Raw genomic sequence first — 19,225 nt, forward strand, 5'->3', positions numbered from 1 at the left:
CGCTGGAGGCACGCTGATGGGCGAGATCCTGCGCTGGCTGTTCGACCTGGCGATGCGGATGACCCGCACCCTGGACTGGCCGCTGTTGGGCGCGCTGCTGGCGCTGATGGGCATCGGCCTGGCCGTGCTGTACAGCGCTGGCGGCCAGTCCATGCACCTGGTGGTGGCCCAGGGCAGCCGTTTCGCGGTCGGGCTGGCGGCCCTGTGGGCGCTGTCGCGCGTCTCGCCGTCGCAACTGCGCAACTGGACGCCGCTGGTGTTCGGGGCCTCGCTGGTGCCGCTGTTGGCGGTGCTGGTGATCGGCACCGGCAAGCACGGTTCGCACTGGATCAACCTGGGCGTGTTCTATTTCCAGCCGGCCGAACTGCTCAAGCTGAGCCTCCCGATGATGGTCGCCTGGTACCTCAACAACCGCCCGCTGCCGCCGCGCCTGGACAGCGTGCTGGTCTCGGCGGCCATCATCGGCGTGCCCACCGGCCTGATCCTGCTGCAGCCGGATTTCGGCACCGCGATGCTGGTCGCGACCAGCGGCGCGTTCGCGCTGTACCTATCGGGGCTGCCGTGGTGGTGGTTCGGCATGGCGTTCGCCGGCGTCGCCGCGGTGGCGCCGGTGGCCTGGTTCTGGCTGCTCAAGCCGTACCAGAAGGATCGCATCCTGACCTTCCTGAACCCGGAGTCGGACCCGCTGGGCGCGGGCTGGAACATCATCCAGTCGAAGATCGCCATCGGTGCCGGCGGCCTGCACGGCAAGGGCTGGGGGCAGGGCAGCCAGTCCCACCTGAACTACATCCCCGAGCACACCACCGACTTCATCTTCGCCGTGCTCAGCGAGGAGTTCGGCTGGGTCGGCGTGGCGGTCGTGCTGGCGCTCTACCTGTTCGTCGTCGGCCGCTGCCTGTGGATCGCGGCGGACGCGCGCGACGGCTATTCGCGACTGCTGGCCGGGGCCCTGGGGCTGGCGTTCTGCGTGTACGTGATCGTCAACGGCGGCATGATCGCCGGTCTGTTGCCGGTGGTCGGCGTGCCCATGCCCCTGCTCAGTTACGGCGGCACCTCGGCGGTCTCGCTGCTGGCCGGGCTCGGGGTGGTGATGGCCGTGCGGGTCCACAAGCCGGTGCACGCGCGCTGACGCGCGCGCTCATGAACGACAACGTAACCTGACTCGGCAGGGCGGCGCCCGGCGGGGGGCGTTCTGGGCGCAAACCGCCCGTGTTAACCTCGCCGCGATGACTTCCCGACCCGTCCAAGCCGCACTCGCGTGCGCACTCACCGTCCTGGTGGCGGCCTGCGCGACGCAGGCGGCGCCCCCGGCCCAGGAAGCTCCCGCCGCGCCGGTCGTGCAGACCCCGCCGGCACCGGCCAAGACCCTCGCGCCCACGCCCGGGACCCCGGCGCTGCCCGAGGCGCAGGAGCGCCTGCCGCTGGAGCAGGCCCGCGCCCGGTTCATCGAGGACACCGCCCGCGAATACGGGATCGACAAGGCCTACATCGCCTCGGTCCTGGCCGGCGCGGAGAAGCGCGACAGCATCATCAAGGCGATGTCGCGCCCGGCCGAAGCCAAGCCCTGGAGCGACTACCGCCCCATCTTCATCAGCCAGGCGCGCATCGACGGCGGGCAGGCGTTCCTCGCCGCGCACCGGGACGAACTGGCCCGGGTCGAGGCGCGTTACGGCGTGCCGCCGGAGATCATCGTCTCGATCATCGGCGTGGAGACCAGTTACGGGCGCAACACCGGCAGCTACCCGGTGCTCGACGCGCTCTACACGCTGGCGTTCTTCTACCCGCGCACCCACCTGCCCGACAAGATCGAGCGAGAGAACCGCCGCGAAACCTTCTTCCGCGGCGAACTGGCGCAGCTCTTCGCGCTGGGCAAGGAAACCGGCATGGACATCACCGCCCTCACCGGCAGCTACGCCGGCGCGATGGGCTGGGGCCAGTTCATGCCGTCCAGCTACCGCGAGTACGCCGTCGACGGCGACGGCGACGGCAAGCGCGACCTGTTCGACAGCACCGACGACGTCTTCGCCTCGATCGCCAACTACTTCGTCCAGAAGGGCGGTTGGGAGCGTGGCGGCCCGGTCGCGGTGCGCGCCACCCGCGATCCCGGCGTGCCTGATTTCGAACCCGAGGCCCTGGACCCGGTCTACAGCCAGGCCGACCTCGCCCGGCACGGTTACCATCCGGCGACGCCGGTCGCGGCCGACGAACACGCGGTGCCGCTGAACCTGGACGGCGTGGGCGGCAAGGAATACTGGCTGGGCTTCCGCAACTTCTACGCGATCACCCGCTACAACATCTCCAAGCACTACGCCATGGCGGTCTACCAGCTGTCGGAGGCGATCGCCGGCCGCGAGAACCCGCTGGCGGCGATCGAGACGCCCCCGCCCGTGGAGCCCTCCGGGGCATGAGGCACGCGCTCGCGGCCGCGATGATCCTGGGCCTGGCCGCCTGCGCGGGTGCGCCGAAGAAGCCGGAACCGGCCCCCGGCGCTAAGCCGGACGCCGCGACGGGCCATGCGCCCGCGCGAAGCGGCCGCAAGGTCTCGCCCTACGCCCCGGCGCAGGAAGACCCCAGTACGCGCGGCCACTACACCGCCGGCGGCCTGTACAGGCCCGGGGTCGCCGACAGCACCCCCGATTACGTTCCCGACGTCGATGCCATCCCCGAGCCGGAGGTTGTCGCCGAGCCCCGCTCGACGGTCGGCAATCGCCCCACCTACACCGTGCTGGGCAAGCAGTACCACGTGCTCGACGACCCCGACGGCTATGTCGAGCAGGGTCGCGCGTCCTATTACGGGCAGAAGTTCCATGGGCGCCGGACCTCCAACCTGGAGGTGTACGACATGTACGCCTTCACCGCGGCGCACAAGACGCTGCCGCTGCCGAGTTTCGCGCGGGTGACCAACCTCGACAACGGCCGCTCGGTGGTGGTCCGCGTCAACGATCGCGGTCCGTTCCACGAAGGCCGGGTGATCGACCTCAGCTACGCGGCGGCGGTCAAGCTCGACATCGTCAGCAAGGGCACCGGTCGCGTGGAAGTGCGCGCGCTGACCCCTGGCGAGGACGCCGCCCCGGTCCTGGCGGCCGCCCCGCCGACCGTGCCCGCGCCGCCGAGCGCGATGGACCGCCTGGTCGCGAGCATCCCCGACACCCCGGCCGCCGCGGCGGTCGCGGGCGCCCCGTCGGCGACGGTCGCCGTCGCGTCCGCCAGCGCGGTCGAGCACCGTTTCGACATGCGCCAGGACGGCCGCGCGATGAGCGCGGAGGAATTCGATGCGTGGATGAAGTCGCGCCAGGTGCGCGTCGCCACCGGCCGCCCCGGCCGGCCGCTCGCGTCGCCGCCGGCCACCGCCGTCGCGCCGGCGCCGCCGAACCCCGCCACCGCCGCGGCCGTCGTCGCGGTGCAGGGCACGCCAGCCGTCCAGGCGGGCGGCGTCACCCTGCAGGTGGCCAGCTTTTCCGCCCGTGCCAACGCCGACCGCGCCCTGGGCGTGCTCCGGCAGGCCGGGATCGACCAGGCCCAAGTGCTCGATGCGCAGGCCAACGGCAAGCAGGTCTGGCGCCTCCGCGTCGGGCCGCTGGCCGAAACCGCGGCTCCGGAACTTGCCGCCCGTCTCGTCGGTCTGGGCTTTGGACAGCCCCAGCCCGTGCGCGACTGACCGCGACGATGGATCGCGCACCCACCCTTTCCCTTGCCCAGACCCGGGCCGTGCTGCCGGCCCCCCGGAGTTGTTGAACCGATGAAGATTCCCGCTGTAGCCAAAGCGACCGCCCTCACCGCGCTGACCACCGTCGCGATCAGCCTGGCGTTCGCCCAGTCGCCGCAACCGCAGCCGGCCACGCCGGTGCCCGCGACCCCGGGCGCGGCGCAGGCGCCCGCCAGCGATGCACTGCCGGTACCGCCCGCCCCCGACGTGACCGGGACCGCCTGGGTACTGATGGACGCGGCCAGCGGCAACGTCCTGGCCGGACACAACATCGACCAGCAACTCGAGCCGGCCAGCATCACCAAGGTCATGACCAGCTACGTCATCGCGGCCGAGATGGCCGGCGGCAAGGTCAAGGGCACCGACCAGGTGATGATGACCGAGAACGCCTGGCGCAAGGGCGGGGCCGGCACCGACGGCAGCTATTCCGGCTTCGAGGTCAACAAGACCGCGCCGCTGCTTGAGATGGAAAAGGGCATGGTGGTGCAGTCGGGCAACGATGCCGCGATCGCCCTGGCCGAGCACGTCGCCGGTACCGAGGAGGCCTTCGCCACCTTGATGAACCAGTACGCCCAGCGCATCGGCATGAAGAACAGCCACTTCGTCAACGCCACCGGCCTGCCGGGCGAGGGCCACCTGACCAGCGCCCACGACCTGGCCCTGCTCGGGCGCGCGCTGATCCACGATTTCCCCACCGCGTACTCCTACAACAGCATCAAGGAGTTCACGGTCGGTCCGATCACCCAGCCCAACCGCAACCTGCTGCTGTGGCGCGACAACAGCGTCGACGGCATCAAGACCGGCCATACATCCGCCGCCGGATACTGCCTGATGGCCTCGGCCAAGCGTGGCGACCAGCGCCTGATCTCGGTGGTCATGGGCTCGACCTCCGAAGCCAAGCGCGCCAGCGACAGCCAGGCGCTGCTGAACTGGGGCTTCCGTTTCTACGAGACCCACAAGCTCTACGACCCGGGCCAGGCCGTCGCCAGCCAGAAGGTCTGGAAGGGCCAGGCCGAGGAGGTCAAGCTGGGCGTCGCCGAACCGCTGCTGGTGACCGTGCCGCGCGGCCGTTACGAGCAGCTCAAGCCGATGATGGACATGCCCCGCACCCTGGTCGCGCCCATCGCCAAGGGCCAGGCGATCGGCACCGTCAAGGTCATGCTCGACGACAAGGTCATCGCCCAGCGCCCGCTGGTGGCGATCGAGGCCGTCGAGCAGGCGGGCTTCTTCAAGCGCCTCTGGGACGAGTTCTGGATGTGGTGGGGTGAGTAGCCGCGCTTGCGAGCCACTGGCTCGCGCGGCTGCGAACGCCCGGTCGCCAGAACCGTAGCCTCGTAGGGTGGGTAGAGCCAAAGGCGAAACCCACCGTCGCGAAATTTCGTGCAGGACGCATGATGGGTTTTGCTTCGCGCTACCCATCCTACGGCGCTACCCGTCCTACGATCGCGCCCAAGCCGTCATCCCAGCGAACGCTGGGATCCAGCCTTTGCCATGCCGCCTTCGTAGGGTGGGTAGAGCCAAAGGCGAAACCCACCGTCGCGAAATTTCGTGCAGGACGCATGATGGGTCTTGCTTCGCGCTACCCATCCTACGGTGCTCGATCGGAACCCGCGGAAAGATCAAAGGCTTCCGCCCTTTGGGCGGGTCCCTTTTGTCTTGTCAAAAGGAACCAAAACCCCCGGCTCCATCGGCCGCCGGTCCGGCTTCGCCGCACCGGTCCCCTGCGCGCCTCGGTCATGGCGGCACGGCGCCCAAACTCGCTTCGCTCAAACAAGGGCGCCTCTCCGGCCGCCACGCCCTGCGGTGCTCGGCGGCCTCAAAGTCGCGAAGATCAAGATCAAGATCAAGATCAAGATCAAGATCAAGATCAAGATCAAGATCAAGGTCAACGGCAACGGCAACGTCCACGTAGCCCGGGTAAGCGAGGCGCACCCGGGGCCCCGAAAGCCCACCTTGCTCGAAGCGCCGCCTCGCGAGGTGCAAAGCGCTCCGCCTATTGCACCCTGCGGATCCGGCTCGCGTGGCTGCGAACGCCCGGTCGCCAGAACCGTAGCCCAGGCAAGCCGAGCGCAGCCGGGGCCCGGGCATGGGGCGGCATGGGCCTTGGCATTCCCCGGCGACCGCCGGACCTTGGGTTCGCCCGGTGGCGGACCCATAATCGGGGCATGGACATCACATCCGACAACCCCGAGCACGGCTTCCAGTTCCCCGGCCATTTCGAGCTCAGCGCGATGGGCCCGGCGACCGCCGGCCTGGAACGCGAGCTGCCGCAGCGCCTGATCGACGCCGGCATCGAGGTCGAGAGCGAATCGATCCAGTGGAAGCACTCCTCCAACGGCAAGTACGTCTCGGTCCGCATCCGCTTCAAGGCCGAGGACCGTGCCCAGTACGACCTGGCCCACCAGGTGCTGCGCGACCATCCCGAGGTGAAGTGGACGCTGTGACCTGCCACACCGCGCAAGCGGTCGACGAGGCCTCGCCGGTGCTGCCGGCGGCGCGGCTGCGCGACCTCGGCAGGCAGCCCTACGAGCCGGTCTGGCGCGCGATGCAGGCCTTCACCGACGCGCGCACGGCCGATACACCGGACGAACTGTGGCTGGTCGAGCACGACCCGGTGTTCACCCTCGGCCAGGCGGGCAAGCCCGAGCACGTGCTCGCCGCCGGCGACATCCCGGTCATCCACGTCGACCGCGGCGGCCAGGTCACCTACCACGGCCCCGGCCAGATCGTGCTCTACCCCCTGCTGGACCTGCGCCGGCTCAGGGTCGGGGTTAAGGAGTACGTCTGCCGCGTGGAACAGGCCATGATCGACACCCTGGCCGACTGGAACATCGAAGCGGTCCGCCGCGAGGGCGCCCCGGGCGTCTACGTGGGCGACGCCAAGATCGGTGCACTCGGCATCCGGGTGCGGCATGGCTGCACCTTCCACGGCCTGGCGTTCAACATCGCCATGGACCTGGCGCCCTTCCAGCGCATCAATCCCTGCGGTTTCGCGGGGTTGCAGGTGACCTCGGTGGTAGACTTGGGCGGGCCTTCCGGGCTCGAACCGGTCAAGCCGGTGCTCGTCGAGCACCTGGCGCGCCTGTTCGGGCTGCAGGTCGAGACCGCGCCGGCGCGCGTCCCCTCCATTCCCGGGACCCACGCAGCGTAGGGAGCCGGCATGCGCGGCGGCAGCGCCCGCGACGCCGGTCCCGTCCCCATTTTCCAGCCTTCCCCGTGGCCGGGGGAGGCCCCAGATCCGGCCAGGCCCGTCCACGATGACCCAAGATGCCAGCAAGACCATCCCGCTCGCGGTCGTGAGCGGCGACAGCACCGCCCCCGCCCCTTTGCAGGCGGGCGTGAAGCAGGTGGCCGGGGACAAGATCGCCCGCTCACCGGTCCAGTTCCAGGACGTGCCGGTGCTGCGCAAGCCGTCCTGGATCCGCGTGCGCATCCCATCGGGCAATGCCGTGCAGAAGCTCAAGGAGAAGCTGCGCGAAAACCGCCTGGTGACCGTCTGCGAAGAAGCCAGCTGCCCGAACATCCACGAGTGCTTCGGCCACGGTACCGCCACGTTCATGATCCTTGGCGAGGTCTGCACGCGCCGCTGCTCGTTCTGCGATGTCGCCCACGGCCGTCCGAAGCCGCCGGACCCGGGCGAGCCGGCGCACCTGGCCGAAACCGTCGCCGACATGGGCCTGCGCTACGTGGTGGTGACCAGCGTGGACCGTGACGACCTGCGCGACGGCGGTGCCCAGCATTTCGTCGACTGCATCGCGGCCATCCGCGACAAGGCGCCGGGGACCCGCATCGAGATCCTCACCCCCGACTTCCGCGGCCGCGGCCGGATGGAGCGCGCGCTGGAGATCCTGGCCACGAACCCGCCGGACGTGTTCAACCACAACGTCGAGACCGTCCCGGACCTCTATCGCAACGTGCGTCCGGGCGCGGATTACCAGTGGTCGATGACCCTGCTGCAGAAGTTCAAGGCCCAGCACCCCGGCGTCGTCACCAAGTCCGGGATCATGCTCGGCCTGGGCGAGACGATGGAGCAGGTGCAGGCGACCCTGCGCGACCTGCGCGCGCACGACGTCGACATGATCACCATCGGCCAGTACCTGCAGCCCAGCGCGCACCACCATCCGGTGATGCGCTACTGGACGCCGGAGGAGTTCAAGGCGCTGGAGGAGTACGGCCTGTCCCTGGGTTTCAGCCACGTCGCCTCGGGCCCGCTGGTGCGCTCCTCGTACCACGCAGACCGTTCGGCGATGGAGGCGGGCGTCGCCGCCTGAGCGCCGATCGCGCCTTCACCCGGTGCTTCCCCCGTGGCGGGGAAGATGCGGTGGCACGGGGCGGAACGGTGGCCTCCGGGCGTGGGCGCCTGCGTTGGCAGGGTCGTGCCGGCCGGGTCATCAACCTGAACCGTGCGTCGGCCCCGGGCGCCGTCCCGCCGTTCATCGCGTGACAGGGCCTGCAACTTTAGGCACTGTGAAACGGTCGTAGCCTGTACGAGTCTGTACGTATCGACGCGTACTGGCGGAATGCACGGCGTCGATTCCCCCGCACCAAAGATCAGGCCGGTGACGGCCGCGAAGTGTCCGCGATGAATCCCAAGAATCCCCTGTTGCTCGCTTTGCTCCTCGCCGCCCCGCTGGCGCAGTCCGCGCTGGCCGACGACGGCGGTACCCCGGCCCTGGCAGCCGTGACCCCGGGCGCGGCGCTGCCCACGTCGGCGACGCAGGACCAGGTCACCGCGGCCCGCCACGTCTACACCCTGCTGTCGGACAGCCGCTACGCCTATCGGCCCAAGCCGCTGGACGACGCCTTGTCGGCGGACATGTACGACCGCTACCTGGAGTCGCTGGACGGCGGCAAGCAGTTCTTCACCGCGACCGACATCGCCCGTTTCGACGCCTGGAAGCTGCGCCTCGACGACGCGCTCAAGAGCGGCGACCTCGATCCGGCCTACGCGATGTTCAGCACCTACCGCAAGCGCGTCAACGAACGCGTCGCCTTCGCGCGCGCGCTGCTGACCAAGGACGTCTTCCAGTTCACCGGCAACGACCGCTACGAATACGATCGCGAGGACGCGGCCTGGGCCGCCGACACCGCCGAGCTCGACAGCCTCTGGACCCAGTCGGTGCGCAACGACTGGCTGCGCCTGAAGATGGCCGGCAAGAAGCCCGAGGACATCCGCAAGACGCTCGACAAGCGCTACGAGAACCTGGCCAAGGGCATCGCCGAGCTCAAGGGCGAGGACGTCTTCCAGACCTTCCTCAACAGCTACGCCAACGCGATCGATCCGCACACCGACTACCTGACGCCGCGTTCGGCCGACAATTTCAACCTGTCGATGTCGCTCTCGCTGGAGGGCATCGGCGCCGTGCTGCAGAAGCAGGACGACGTCGTCGCCATCCGCGAGATCGTCGCCGGCGGCCCGGCCGGCAAGTCGGGCAAGCTCAACCCCGGCGACCGCATCGTCGCCGTCGGCCAGGGCGAGAGCGGGCCGATGGAGGACGTGGTCGGCTGGCGCATCGACGACGTCGTCGCCAAGATCCGCGGCAACAAGGGCAGCAAGGTGCGCCTGGACGTGATCCCGGTCGAGATGGGCCTGGATTCGCCGCCCAGCCGAGTGGTGCTGGTGCGCGACAAGGTGCGGCTGGAGGACCAGGCCGCGAAGTCCAAGGTCATCACCATCCCGGCCACCGACGGCACCCCGGCGCAGCGCGTCGGCGTGATCGAGCTGCCCGGCTTCTACCAGGACTTCGAGGGTCGTCGCCGCAACGCCAACGACTACGCTTCCGCCACCCGCGACGTCGCCCGCCTGCTCAAGGAGCTGCAGGGCAAGGACGTGGACGGCGTGGTCCTGGACCTGCGCAACAACGGCGGCGGTTCGCTCAACGAGGCGATCGAGCTGACTGGCCTGTTCATCGACCGCGGCCCGGTCGTGCAGGTGCGCGAGTCCGGCGGCCGGGTCGTCGTCAACGGCGACGAGGACAGCGGCATCGCCTGGGAAGGCCCGCTGGCCGTGCTGATCAACCGCGGTTCGGCCTCGGCGTCGGAGATCTTCGCCGGCGCGATCCAGGACTACGGCCGCGGCCTCGTCATCGGCGAGACCACCTTCGGCAAGGGCACCGTGCAGAACCTGATCGACCTGGACCGCTGGCCGGCCAACGAGACGCCGCGCTTCGGCCAGGTGAAGCTGACCATCGCCCAGTTCTTCCGCGTCAGCGGCGGCTCCACGCAGAACAAGGGCGTGGTGCCCGACATCGCCTTCCCGGCGTCGGTCGATGCGACCGAGTTCGGCGAGAGCACCTACGACAACGCATTGCCGTGGACCAAGATCTCGGCCGTGCCGCACGTGCGCTACGGCAACTTCGCCCCGCTGCTGCCCAAGCTCGAGGCGCTGCACGAGAATCGCATCGCCCGCGACAAGGAGTTCCAGTGGTGGGCCGACGACGTCGCCCAGTACCGCGCGGAAAGCGAGAAGACCTCGATCACGCTCAACGAGGCCGAGCGGCGCGCCGAGCGCGACCGCGAGCAGGCCAAGCGCAAGGCACGCCAGGAAGAGCGCAAGGCCCTCGGCCTGGCCCTGGACCCGCTGGCCGACGTCACCGACGACGGCCTGTCGGCCAACGAGCGCGACATCGTCAAGGACGCCGAGCGCGAGAAGCTGGCCGAGGACCGTCCCGACCCGCTGTTGCGCGAGTCCGCCGCGATCCTCGCCGATGCGATCCGCCTGCTCGACGCGGACAAGCAGCTCTCGGCCCAGGTCCTGCCGACCGCGAACAAGCCGGGGCACTGGGCGGACTGATCGCCCGGTAGCGAAGGGTACGAAAAAGGGACGGCCTGGCCGTCCCTTTTTCTTTGGTGATGGGTGATGGGTGATGGGTGATGGGTGATGGGTGATGGGTGATGGGTGATGGGTGATGGGTGATGGGTGATTGGGGAATGGGGAATGGGGAATGGGGAATGGGGAATGGGGAATGGGGAATGGGGAATGCCGGAGGTCGGAGGTCGGTCGCGACCTCGCTGTAGGGTGGGTAGAGCCGAAGGCGAAACCCACCGTCGCCGGCAACCGCGACACATGGACGCAGGATTGGCTTTGCCTCGCGCAACCCATCCTACGGTGCTTGATCGGAACCCACGGAAAGGTCGAAGGCTTCCGCCCTGTGGGCGGTCTCTTTTGTCTTGTCAAAAGGAACCAGAACCGCCGGCTCCATCGGCCGCCGGTGCGGCTTTGCCGCACCGGTCCCCTGTGCGCCTCGGCCGTGGCGGCACGGCGCCCAAACTCGCTGCGCTCAGACAAGGGCGCCTCTCCGGCCGCCACGGCCTGCGGTGCTCGGCGGCCTCAAAGTCGCAAGATCAAGATCAAGATCAACGGCAACGGCAACGGCAACGGCAACGGCAATACGACGCGTAGCGTCGCCGTAGGGTGGGTAGAGCCGAAGGCGAAACCCACCGTCGCCGGCAACCGCAACGCGTGGACGCAGGATTGGCGTTGCTTCGCGCAACCCATCCTACGGTGCTCGATCGGAACCCACGGAGAGGTCAAAGGCTTCCGCCCTGTGGGCGGGTTCCTTTTGTCTTGTCAAAAGGAACCAAAACCGCCGGCTCCATCGTCCGCCGGTGCGGCTTTGCCGCACCGGTCCCCTGTGCGCCTCGGCCGCAGCGGCACGGCGCCCAAACTCGCTGCGCTCAGACAAGGGCGCCTCTCCGGCCGCCACGGCCTGCGGTGCTCGGCGGCCTCAAAGTCGCAAGATCAAGATCAAGATCAACGGCAACGGCAACGGCAACGGCAACGGCAATACGACGCGTAGCGTCGCTGTAGGGTGGGTAGAGCCGAAGGCGAAGCCCACCGTCGCCGGCAACCGCAACGCGTGGACGCAGGATTGGCGTTGCTTCGCGCAACCCATCCTACGAAGTTGCCGTCCACGTAGCCCGGGTGAGCGAAGCGCACCCGGGGCCCGGCTATGAGGACAACGTCAAAGGCTTTCGCCCGCTGCGCGTGCGAGTCCCTTTTGTCTTGTCAAAAGGAACCAAAACCGCCGGCTCCATCGTCCGCCGGTGCGGCTTTGCCGCACCGGTCCCCTGTGCGCCTCGGCCGTGGCGGCACGGCGCCCAAACTCGCTGCGCTCAGACAAGGGCGCCTCTCCGGCCGCCACGGCCTGCGGTGCTCGGCGGCCTCAAAGTCGCAAGATCAAGATCAACGGCAACGGCAACGGCAACGGCAACGGCAATACGACGCGTAGCGTCGCCGTAGGGTGGGCCGAGCCGAAGGCGATACCCACCATCGCCGCTGGCGGATACGACGCAGGATGGGTTTTGCTTCGCGCAACCCATCCTGCGAAGCGGGCCTCCCGCGCGGCGGCGCGTTGAAAGCCAGGCGTGCTCAAATCGCCACCTTGCGCGGTGCATCATGCGCAGCGTATTGCGCCGGACGAAGCCGCGTCTCTTGAGGGGGGCTCGTCGTGCGTCTCAGTCGGCCGGATCGGGCGGCAGGTCGATCGCCGGGCATCCGCCCGTGTCGGCGACCCCCTGCAGCCAGTCGCCGAGGGGCGTGGCCAGCCAGTCGAAACGCAATCCCGCCGTCATGTGGTTCTCAAAGGGAAGCGTCACCTGCCGCGCATGGGGGGCGGCATCCGCGATGCGCTGGGTGCTGTCGGCGGGTACGAGCCGGTCCCGGCCGCCGTGGACCAGCAGCATGCACGTCGATGTCGCCGCTGCGGCCTGGCCGACGTCGATGGATGCGAGGTCGACATCCAGCTTCCGGCCGGCTTCGACGATCGCGTCCGGGAGTTCGTCCATGACATGGCGGGGGGCGAACCAGGGCAAGGCATCGCCATCGAGCATTTCCCCCGCGAAGCGCTCTATCGCGGTGGCGGCGTTGTCGAACGGTGCGACCGCGACGAGCGCGGTGGGCTGCCCGGTGCCGGCTTCGTCGGCCTGGGCGGCCATGAAGATCGCGGTGGCGGCGCCGTACGACAACCCGAACAGGTAGACGGGCCCTTCGACCAGGCCCTCCTGCCGCCAGCCGGGCAAGAGCTGCAGGATGTCGCCTGCTTCGCGCGGCCCGAAACCCGGTGGCGCCTCGTCCGAACGGCCATGGTGGCGCAGGTCGGGCAGGATGCCGCGATACCCCTGGCGGGCGAGGGCGGTCGCCCACGGCAGCATCATCGCGCCGTCGCTGCCCCAGCCATGCAGGTAAACGATCGTGCCCCGCGTGGACGGTGGCGGCTCATCCTCCGGTGCCACGGACAGGTTCCAGCGAAGCGAATACGCGTCGACCTCGCGCCGGAATTGCGCATCGACGTTGAAGGCGACCGCCGGGACCACGAGGTAGTGGATGCGCACGCCTTCCGCCGTCCATGCCTCGCCTTCGTCGATGCCCATGGATGCCAGGGTGGCGCGTCCCGACGGCGGTATCGGCAGCGCCAGCAGGGGCGAAGGCGTGGCGATCCTGTCGGCCAGGGACATGCATCCACTGGTCGACAGGACGAACGCGCAGGCAGCGCAGGACGCGACTCGCCTCAACAGCGGGGCGCGGAAGGCAGGCCTCACGCCGAGCGCAGGGCCTCGGTGACCGGCAGGCGGGCGGCGCGCAGCGATGGGAACAGGCCGCCGACCAAGCCGATGCCCAGGGCCCACTTCAGTCCGCTCCACAGCAGCTCGGGGGAGACGTTGAACTTGAACATCACCTGGCTGAAGTTGCCGCTCAAGGTCGACACGCTGTAGTTGTTGAAGATGAGCCACGCAAGCAGGCCGCCCAGCAGGCCGCCCAGCAGCGCCAGCAGCATGGTCTCCAGCATCACCGCGACGACGACCGGCAGGCCGCGGAAACCGATCGCGCGCATCGTCGCGATCTCCCGCGCGCGGCCGGCGACGGCGGCGTACATGGTGTTGAGCGCACCGAATACCGCGCCGATCGCCATGATCGTGCCGATGACCTTGCCGAGGATGTCGATCAGCTTGGTCAGGCCCTCGGACTGCTTGCTGTAGTAGTCCTTGGTGCTGAGCACATCGAGCTTGAGCCTCGGGTCGGCCGCCATCGCCGCCTTGAACGCGGTCAGCGCCTTGGCGTTCTCCAGGCGCACCGTCACCGACTGGTAGGAGGTGCGCTGGTAGGTGGAGGACAGGGTCTGCGCGTCGGCCCACAGCTCCGAATCGTGCGAATCCCCGGATGCGAATCGGCCGACCACCGTCCAGTCCTGATTGGCCAGTTCGATGGTCTTGCCGACCTCCAGGCCCACGTACTGGGACTGTGCGCCCTGGCCGACGACCAGTTCGCGCTTGCCCGGCTCGAAGCGACGGCCCTCTACGATCTTCAGCTGCGGCCGGATCGCCCAGCCCGCGTCGCCGACGCCGCGCAGCTGCGCGTTGGCGTCGGTGCCGTCGGAACGGGTGACCATGTTGACCACCTGCGACAGCTCGGGCGAGACCAGCGGTCTGCCGTCCGCGTCGAGGGCGATACCGGCGAGGCTGGAGATCAAGGGCACCTGCTCGCGGGCGATGGTCGAGTTGGTCTCGGCCTGCGAGCCGCCGCGCAGGATGATCGCGGTGTCGTCGCGACCGGTCTGGTTGAGCGTCTTCTGGAAGCCCGCGCCCATCGCCAGCATCGCCACCAGCACGCCGACCACGCCGGCGATGCCGACCACGATCACCGACGAGGCGCCCCAGCGGTCGGGCAGGCTGGCGATGCCAATCCGGGTCGCGGCGAGCGCGAGGCGCCCGCTGCGGGTGAACGACAGCCAGAGCGCCGCCAGCACCGCGAGGGCGAGCACGCCCTGCCAGGGCAGCATTGTCCAGGCCACCAGGCCCACGAGCAGGGCGATGATGACGCCGAGGTTGCCCAGCCATTTCTTAATGCGGTTCATGCGTGGATCCTCGAATCAGGTGAGGCCGCGCGATGCCGTGCGCGGTCGTCGTGGACGGTGCCGGGCTTCGACGCGGCGGACATGCTCAGCGCCCCGCCAGTGCATCGACGATGTTCAGGCGCATGGCGCGCAGCGCCGGCAGCAGGCCCACCAGCAGGCCGAAGGCCGCCATCAGGCCCAGGCCGAGCGCCCAGGTGGCCGCGGGCACGGTCTGCAGCAGGATCATGCCGCCGCTCATGGCGCTGAGCGCGGGGATCATGACTGCCGCGATCAGCAGGCCGATGGTCCCGCCCAGCACCAGCAACAGCACCGACTCGGCGAGCACCAGCAACAGCACGCTGCGGTCGGTGAAGCCGATGGTCTTGAGCACCGCGAGCTCGGGGATGCGCTCGCGCACGGCCTGCGCCATGGTGTTGCCGGTCAGCAGCAGCAGGGTGAAGAAGACCGCGCCCATGATCGCGCTGACGATCAGGCCGATGTCGGCGAACTGCTTGACGAAGGCCTGGTTGAACGCCTGCTCGGTCTGGGTCTTGGTCTCGTGGTCGGAGTTCTCGCTGATCTTGTCGATCGCCTGCGCCACCTGGTCGGCCCGGTCGGGGTCGTCGAGCTGCACCATCCACCAGCCGGCGCGGTCCTTGACGTAATCGTTGGCCTCGTTGAAGTAGTCCCAGCGGAAATACAGTGCGCTTTCCTCGCCCTTGCGCTTGGAGTCCTTCAGGCGGTAGATGCCGACGAGCTTGAACTCCCAGTTGTTGCTGCCCTGGGTGGGGAAGATCGTGGCTTGCAGCGGGATGATGTCGCCGATCTTCCAGCCGTATTTCTCGGCCAGGGCCGCGCCGACCACCGCGCCGTTGCGCGTGGTCTCGAAGGCCTTGAGCTGCGCCGGGCTGATCTCGTACTCGGGATAGATGTCGAAAAAGCCCGGGCCCACCGACATGTTCGGGAAGAAGTTGCGCTGGTCCTGGTAGATGCCGCCGAACCAGGCCGCGTGCACCGCCTTGCGCACGCCAGGCACGGCCTTGATCTGCGGTTCCAGGCGCATCGGCAGCATCTGGGTGATCGACAGGCGCGAGGCGACCACCAGGCGGTCGTAGCCGGCGACGTTGCTGCCCGCGTTGAAGGCGGCGCGGACCGAGTCGAGCATGCCGAACAGCATGAACGCGACGATCACCGACAGCAGCGTGAGCACGGTGCGGGTCTTGCTGCGGAACAGCGCGGCCCAAATCAGGTGCAGGTATTTCATGTTCCCAATCCTCTTCCGGTCGTCGCCGCAGGCACCGGTGGCGCGTCAGCGGCGTCGACGCATCGTGGTGTCCCGGGCTCAGGCGACGTGGCGGACCTGTTCGACGAGGGTGCCCTTGTCCAGGTGCAGGCTGTGCGTGGCGTGCTCGGCCGCCTTGGGATCGTGGGTCACCATGACGATGGTCTTGCCGTGGTCGCGGTTGAGCGACTGCAGCAGCGCCAGGATCTCCTCGGCCGACTTCCGGTCGAGGTCGCCGGTGGGCTCGTCGCAGATCAGCAGCTTGGGGTCGGACACGATCGCGCGCGCGATCGCCACGCGCTGCTGCTGGCCGCCCGACAGTTCGTTGGGCTTGTGCTTGCCGCGCTCGGGCAGGCCGACCAGCTGCAGGGCGATCTCGGCCCGGCGCCGGCGGTCGGCGGCGCTGAGCGGGGCCAGCAGCAACGGCAGCTCCACGTTCTTCTGCGCGGTCAGCGTCGGCATCAGGTTGTAGAACTGGAACACGAAACCGACGTTCTGGCTGCGCCAGTGCGAGAGCTGGCCGGCGCTCATGCGGTCGATGCGCTGGCCCTCGATCTCGATCTCGCCGCCGCTGGGCGTGTCCAGGCCGCCGATCAGGTTGAGCAGGGTGGTCTTGCCCGAGCCGGAGGGGCCCATCAGCGACACGAAGTCGCCGGTCGGGATCTCCAGGTTGATGCCGTGCAGGACCTCGATCTTCTCCGGGCCGCGCTGGTAGGTCTTGGTGAGATCGCGGATGGATACCAGTGACGTCATGGCGTTTGCCTCGTTGCCGTCGGGGCGACGTCCCCGGCGCATGGTGTCGGATCGAACCGGGTCCGTCGCCCCGGCCTGTCTTGCGCGCCGCGCGGTGGACTGGCGGCGGCTGTTGCTGTCGACGAACGAAGGGTCAGGAATTCGACCCGTCGTCCTCCTTTACTTCCACCGCGTCGCCGTTGGCGAGTTCCGCCGGCGGCGACAGCACCACGACGTCGCCCCCGGCCAGGCCGTCGGTGACCTCCAGGTCCTCGCCCAGCGTGCGCCCCACGCGCACCGTGCGCGCGGCGACCTTGCCGTCGACGACGACGAAGGCGAGCTGGGCGTCGTCGCGTTCCACCACCGCGCTGGCGGGCACCAGCACGCCGGGCGGCGGCGCGTCGGCCTGCTCGGGCGCGGCCTGTTCCAGGAAGCTCACGCGCACGCCCATGTCCGGGACGATGCGCGGGTCCTTCTCCTTGAAGCCGATGCGGACCTTCACCGTCGCCTTGCCGCGGTCGGCGGCCGGGATGATGGCGATCACCTCGGCGGGGATCTTCCAGTCCGGGTAGGCGTTGAGCGTGGCCTCGACCGGCATCCTGGGCTTGACCCGGCCGATGAAGGCTTCGCCGACGTCGACTTCGACCTCGAGCGAATCCATGTCGACGATGGTGCCGATGCCGGTGCGGGTGTAGCCGCCACCGGCCGACAGCGGCGAGATGATCTCGCCCGGCTGCGCGGCCTTGGCGATCACCACGCCCGCGAACGGCGCGCGCACGATGGTGTTGTCCACGCCGATCTCGGCGATGTCGAGCTGGTCGGCGGCGACCGCGGCGGTGCGCTGCGCCGTCACCAGCTGCGCGCGCAGGGCGTCGCGCTGGGCGATCGCCTGGTCGTACTGCGACTTGGACACCAGCTGCTGCCGGGCCAGGGTGGCCAGCCGGGTGGCGTTGGACTCGGCCTCCTTGAGCTGGGCCTGGATGCTGCTCGCCTGGCTGTGCGCCGCGGCGAGCTGCGCCTGCGCCAGCGATTGCTGCGCATTGGCGTCGACCGGGTCGAGGGTGGCCATGACATCGCCGGCCTCGACCGACTGCCCTTCCTCGATCAGCACTTCGCGCACGCGGCCGGTGATCTTGGCCGAGACGGTCGCGATCCGGCGCGCGACCACATAGCCGGTTGCGTCCAGTACCGATGCGCTGCCGTTCCCGGCGCCGCCGATCGCGACCGCGGTGGCGGTGCGCACTTCGGTCGAGCCGCCGCGACCCAGCAGCAGCCAGCCCAGGATGCCGAGCGCCAGCACGACCGCGACCGCGATGGCCGCGAACAAGGGCCCGCGCCCGGTCGGCGGCGGCGACGCGTTGCGGTCGATACGGAGTTCTTTCAGCAGGTCGGCGGAAGTGCTCATCGAGTGTCCAGACGGAAGGAAGGGGTGGATGTGACCGGCACGCGGGCAGGCAGCCCGGCGGCGACACCGGCATCCCCTCGAGGGTGGCGCCAGCATCGCCGCCACGTCGCGTCGCGCCAAGTGACAGCTGTCATGCGCTTGCCGTGTCGAAGCTCAGGGTAGCGCGAGGCAGCGCCTTCATCGCAGCGGCCCCCATTCGCGTCCGGGCAGGGCATTGCGGAAGGCCTCGATGGCGCCGCGGTCCTGCAGGGTGACGAAGACGGTGCGTCCATCGACGCCACCGAAGGCGACATTGGTCGGCTTGCGTCCGCGCAGCGCGACCTCGCGCAGCAGGCGGCCGTCGGGCGACACCACCGCCACCGTCCCGGCGTCGTAACGGGCGATGTAGAGGTTGCCTTCGACGTCGGAGCGCATGCCGTCCAGGCCATGGTCGGGAAAGGCCAGCAGCAGCCGCTTTCCAGAGACGCCGCCGTCGGCCTCGATGTCGTATGCCCAGACCTTCCGCTGCACGCTCTAGTTGACATAGAGCCGGCGCCCGTCCGGGCTGACTTCGATGCCGTTGGTCGTGCCCATGCCCGACTCCAGCCGGCGCACGCTGCCGTCGGTCCGGACCTGCCACAGCTGGCCGCTGCCGCTGGCCCAGTCAGGGTCGCTGGCATAGAGCGTGCCGTCCGGCGCGCGGGCGATGTCGTTGGGCTGGTGCGCGCCGGGCAGCGCGGCGTAGGTCGTCATGTCGCCTCCATCGGGCGACAGGCGCAGGACCTGGTGGCCGGCATAGTCGGCCACCAGCAGGTGGCCGTCGTCATCGAAGCGGATGCCGTTGCCGATGCTGCCCGTGGGCAGCGTGGCGAACAGGGAGGCGCGACCGCGTCCATCGGCGTCGACGACCACGCGTCCGACGGTGCCGTCGCGACCGAAGCCGACGGCGTGGAGCGCACCGTCGGGTCCTACCGCGGGGCCTTCGACGCCTGCGGTGAACACGCCATCCCCGACCACGTCCCAGGCCTGGTAGAGCCCGGTGCCGGTGGGCGAGTGGGGGGCATGGCTGCAGGCCGCGGCGAGCGCGGCGGCCAGGCCGCAGGCGAGCAGCGGCAGCAAGGGCCTCGGGGCAGGGTGCGCGATCCGGGCGCGCGCCGGGCGGAACTTCATGTCGAATCCTGTCGTGAAGTCGTCCACCGATTGTGAAGCCTCCGCCCGCCGCGGCCAAGCCGCGACGGCGATGCTGCTGACACCCGGTGCCGGCGGCGACCTGACAGCTGTCATGCGCA

13 protein-coding genes and 1 pseudogene are annotated in these 19,225 nt (G+C 69.3%); 8 read left to right on the forward strand and 6 right to left on the reverse strand.

Annotated features, from left to right (window positions below; all coding sequences use genetic code 11):
- Positions 1-16: 16 nt before the first annotated feature.
- From rodA to H4F98_RS09905, 8 genes are all read left to right on the forward strand, one after another.
- Positions 17-1,129 carry a rod shape-determining protein RodA gene (gene rodA / locus H4F98_RS09870; protein ID WP_182687221.1) on the forward strand — a complete coding sequence of 371 codons (1,113 nt, stop codon included), beginning with the start codon at positions 17-19 and terminating at the stop codon, positions 1,127-1,129.
- A 97-nt stretch (positions 1,130-1,226) separates the two neighbouring features.
- Positions 1,227-2,408 carry a lytic murein transglycosylase B gene (mltB, locus tag H4F98_RS09875; RefSeq protein WP_182687223.1) on the forward strand — a complete coding sequence of 394 codons (1,182 nt, stop codon included), beginning with the start codon at positions 1,227-1,229 and terminating at the stop codon, positions 2,406-2,408.
- Positions 2,405-3,658 carry a septal ring lytic transglycosylase RlpA family protein gene (locus H4F98_RS09880; protein WP_182687225.1) on the forward strand — a complete coding sequence of 418 codons (1,254 nt, stop codon included), beginning with the start codon at positions 2,405-2,407 and terminating at the stop codon, positions 3,656-3,658. The genes mltB and H4F98_RS09880 overlap by 4 nt, the downstream gene beginning before the upstream one ends.
- Positions 3,659-3,739: 81 nt before the next feature.
- A complete protein-coding gene (locus H4F98_RS09885) occupies positions 3,740-4,978 on the forward strand; it encodes a D-alanyl-D-alanine carboxypeptidase family protein (protein ID WP_182687227.1) in 1,239 nt (412 codons plus the stop codon).
- Between the two features lie 893 nt (positions 4,979-5,871).
- The gene (locus tag H4F98_RS09890) at positions 5,872-6,150 is read left to right on the forward strand and encodes a DUF493 family protein (protein WP_182687229.1); all 279 of its coding nucleotides are present in this window, start codon (positions 5,872-5,874) and stop codon (positions 6,148-6,150) included.
- Positions 6,138-6,857 carry a lipoyl(octanoyl) transferase LipB gene (lipB, locus tag H4F98_RS09895; protein ID WP_182687231.1) on the forward strand — a complete coding sequence of 240 codons (720 nt, stop codon included), beginning with the start codon at positions 6,138-6,140 and terminating at the stop codon, positions 6,855-6,857. The genes H4F98_RS09890 and lipB overlap by 13 nt, the downstream gene beginning before the upstream one ends.
- Positions 6,858-6,963: 106 nt before the next feature.
- Entirely contained in the window at positions 6,964-7,977 is a 1,014-nt protein-coding gene (lipA, locus tag H4F98_RS09900) for a lipoyl synthase (protein ID WP_182687233.1), read from the forward strand.
- A gap of 311 nt (positions 7,978-8,288) precedes the next feature.
- A complete protein-coding gene (locus H4F98_RS09905; protein WP_182687235.1) occupies positions 8,289-10,499 on the forward strand; it encodes a carboxy terminal-processing peptidase in 2,211 nt (736 codons plus the stop codon).
- 1,664 nt (positions 10,500-12,163) lie between these two features.
- Here H4F98_RS09905 and H4F98_RS09910 read toward each other — a convergent pair.
- The 6 genes and pseudogenes from H4F98_RS09910 to H4F98_RS09935 form a co-directional block, all read right to left on the reverse strand.
- Positions 12,164-13,162: an alpha/beta hydrolase gene (locus H4F98_RS09910; protein WP_182687237.1), complete on the reverse strand. Its 999-nt coding sequence runs from the start codon at positions 13,160-13,162 to the stop codon at positions 12,164-12,166.
- An 80-nt stretch (positions 13,163-13,242) separates the two neighbouring features.
- On the reverse strand, positions 13,243-14,559 hold the full coding sequence (locus H4F98_RS09915; RefSeq protein ID WP_182687239.1) for an ABC transporter permease: 1,317 nt from the start codon (positions 14,557-14,559) through the stop codon (positions 13,243-13,245).
- Positions 14,560-14,644: 85 nt separating this feature from the next.
- Positions 14,645-15,802: an ABC transporter permease gene (locus H4F98_RS09920; RefSeq protein ID WP_182687241.1), complete on the reverse strand. Its 1,158-nt coding sequence runs from the start codon at positions 15,800-15,802 to the stop codon at positions 14,645-14,647.
- Positions 15,803-15,880: 78 nt separating this feature from the next.
- Positions 15,881-16,573 (reverse strand): ABC transporter ATP-binding protein, encoded by a 693-nt coding sequence (locus H4F98_RS09925; protein WP_182687243.1) that lies wholly within the window; start codon positions 16,571-16,573, stop codon positions 15,881-15,883.
- 133 nt (positions 16,574-16,706) lie between these two features.
- A complete protein-coding gene (locus tag H4F98_RS09930) occupies positions 16,707-17,957 on the reverse strand; it encodes an efflux RND transporter periplasmic adaptor subunit (RefSeq protein WP_182687245.1) in 1,251 nt (416 codons plus the stop codon).
- Positions 17,958-18,134: 177 nt separating this feature from the next.
- Positions 18,135-19,106: pseudogene (locus H4F98_RS09935) on the reverse strand (SMP-30/gluconolactonase/LRE family protein).
- Between the last annotated feature and the right edge of the window lie 119 nt (positions 19,107-19,225).

This window comes from Marilutibacter spongiae (assembly GCF_014145325.1).
Taxonomy (GTDB): Bacteria; Pseudomonadota; Gammaproteobacteria; order Xanthomonadales; family Xanthomonadaceae; genus Marilutibacter; species Marilutibacter spongiae.

Bases quoted from the DNA above. Each gene is read 5' to 3' on its own strand.
- rodA (WP_182687221.1), top strand. From the start codon at position 17: ATGGGCGAGATCCTGCGCTGGCTGTTCGACCTGGCGATGCGGATGACC.
- H4F98_RS09925 (WP_182687243.1), bottom strand. From the start codon at position 16,573: ATGACGTCACTGGTATCCATCCGCGATCTCACCAAGACCTACCAGCGC.
- mltB (WP_182687223.1), top strand. From the start codon at position 1,227: ATGACTTCCCGACCCGTCCAAGCCGCACTCGCGTGCGCACTCACCGTC.
- H4F98_RS09880 (WP_182687225.1), top strand. From the start codon at position 2,405: ATGAGGCACGCGCTCGCGGCCGCGATGATCCTGGGCCTGGCCGCCTGC.
- H4F98_RS09910 (WP_182687237.1), bottom strand. From the start codon at position 13,162: ATGTCCCTGGCCGACAGGATCGCCACGCCTTCGCCCCTGCTGGCGCTG.
- H4F98_RS09885 (WP_182687227.1), top strand. From the start codon at position 3,740: ATGAAGATTCCCGCTGTAGCCAAAGCGACCGCCCTCACCGCGCTGACC.
- H4F98_RS09930 (WP_182687245.1), bottom strand. From the start codon at position 17,957: ATGAGCACTTCCGCCGACCTGCTGAAAGAACTCCGTATCGACCGCAAC.
- lipA (WP_182687233.1), top strand. From the start codon at position 6,964: ATGACCCAAGATGCCAGCAAGACCATCCCGCTCGCGGTCGTGAGCGGC.
- H4F98_RS09905 (WP_182687235.1), top strand. From the start codon at position 8,289: ATGAATCCCAAGAATCCCCTGTTGCTCGCTTTGCTCCTCGCCGCCCCG.
- H4F98_RS09890 (WP_182687229.1), top strand. From the start codon at position 5,872: ATGGACATCACATCCGACAACCCCGAGCACGGCTTCCAGTTCCCCGGC.
- H4F98_RS09920 (WP_182687241.1), bottom strand. From the start codon at position 15,802: ATGAAATACCTGCACCTGATTTGGGCCGCGCTGTTCCGCAGCAAGACC.
- H4F98_RS09915 (WP_182687239.1), bottom strand. From the start codon at position 14,559: ATGAACCGCATTAAGAAATGGCTGGGCAACCTCGGCGTCATCATCGCC.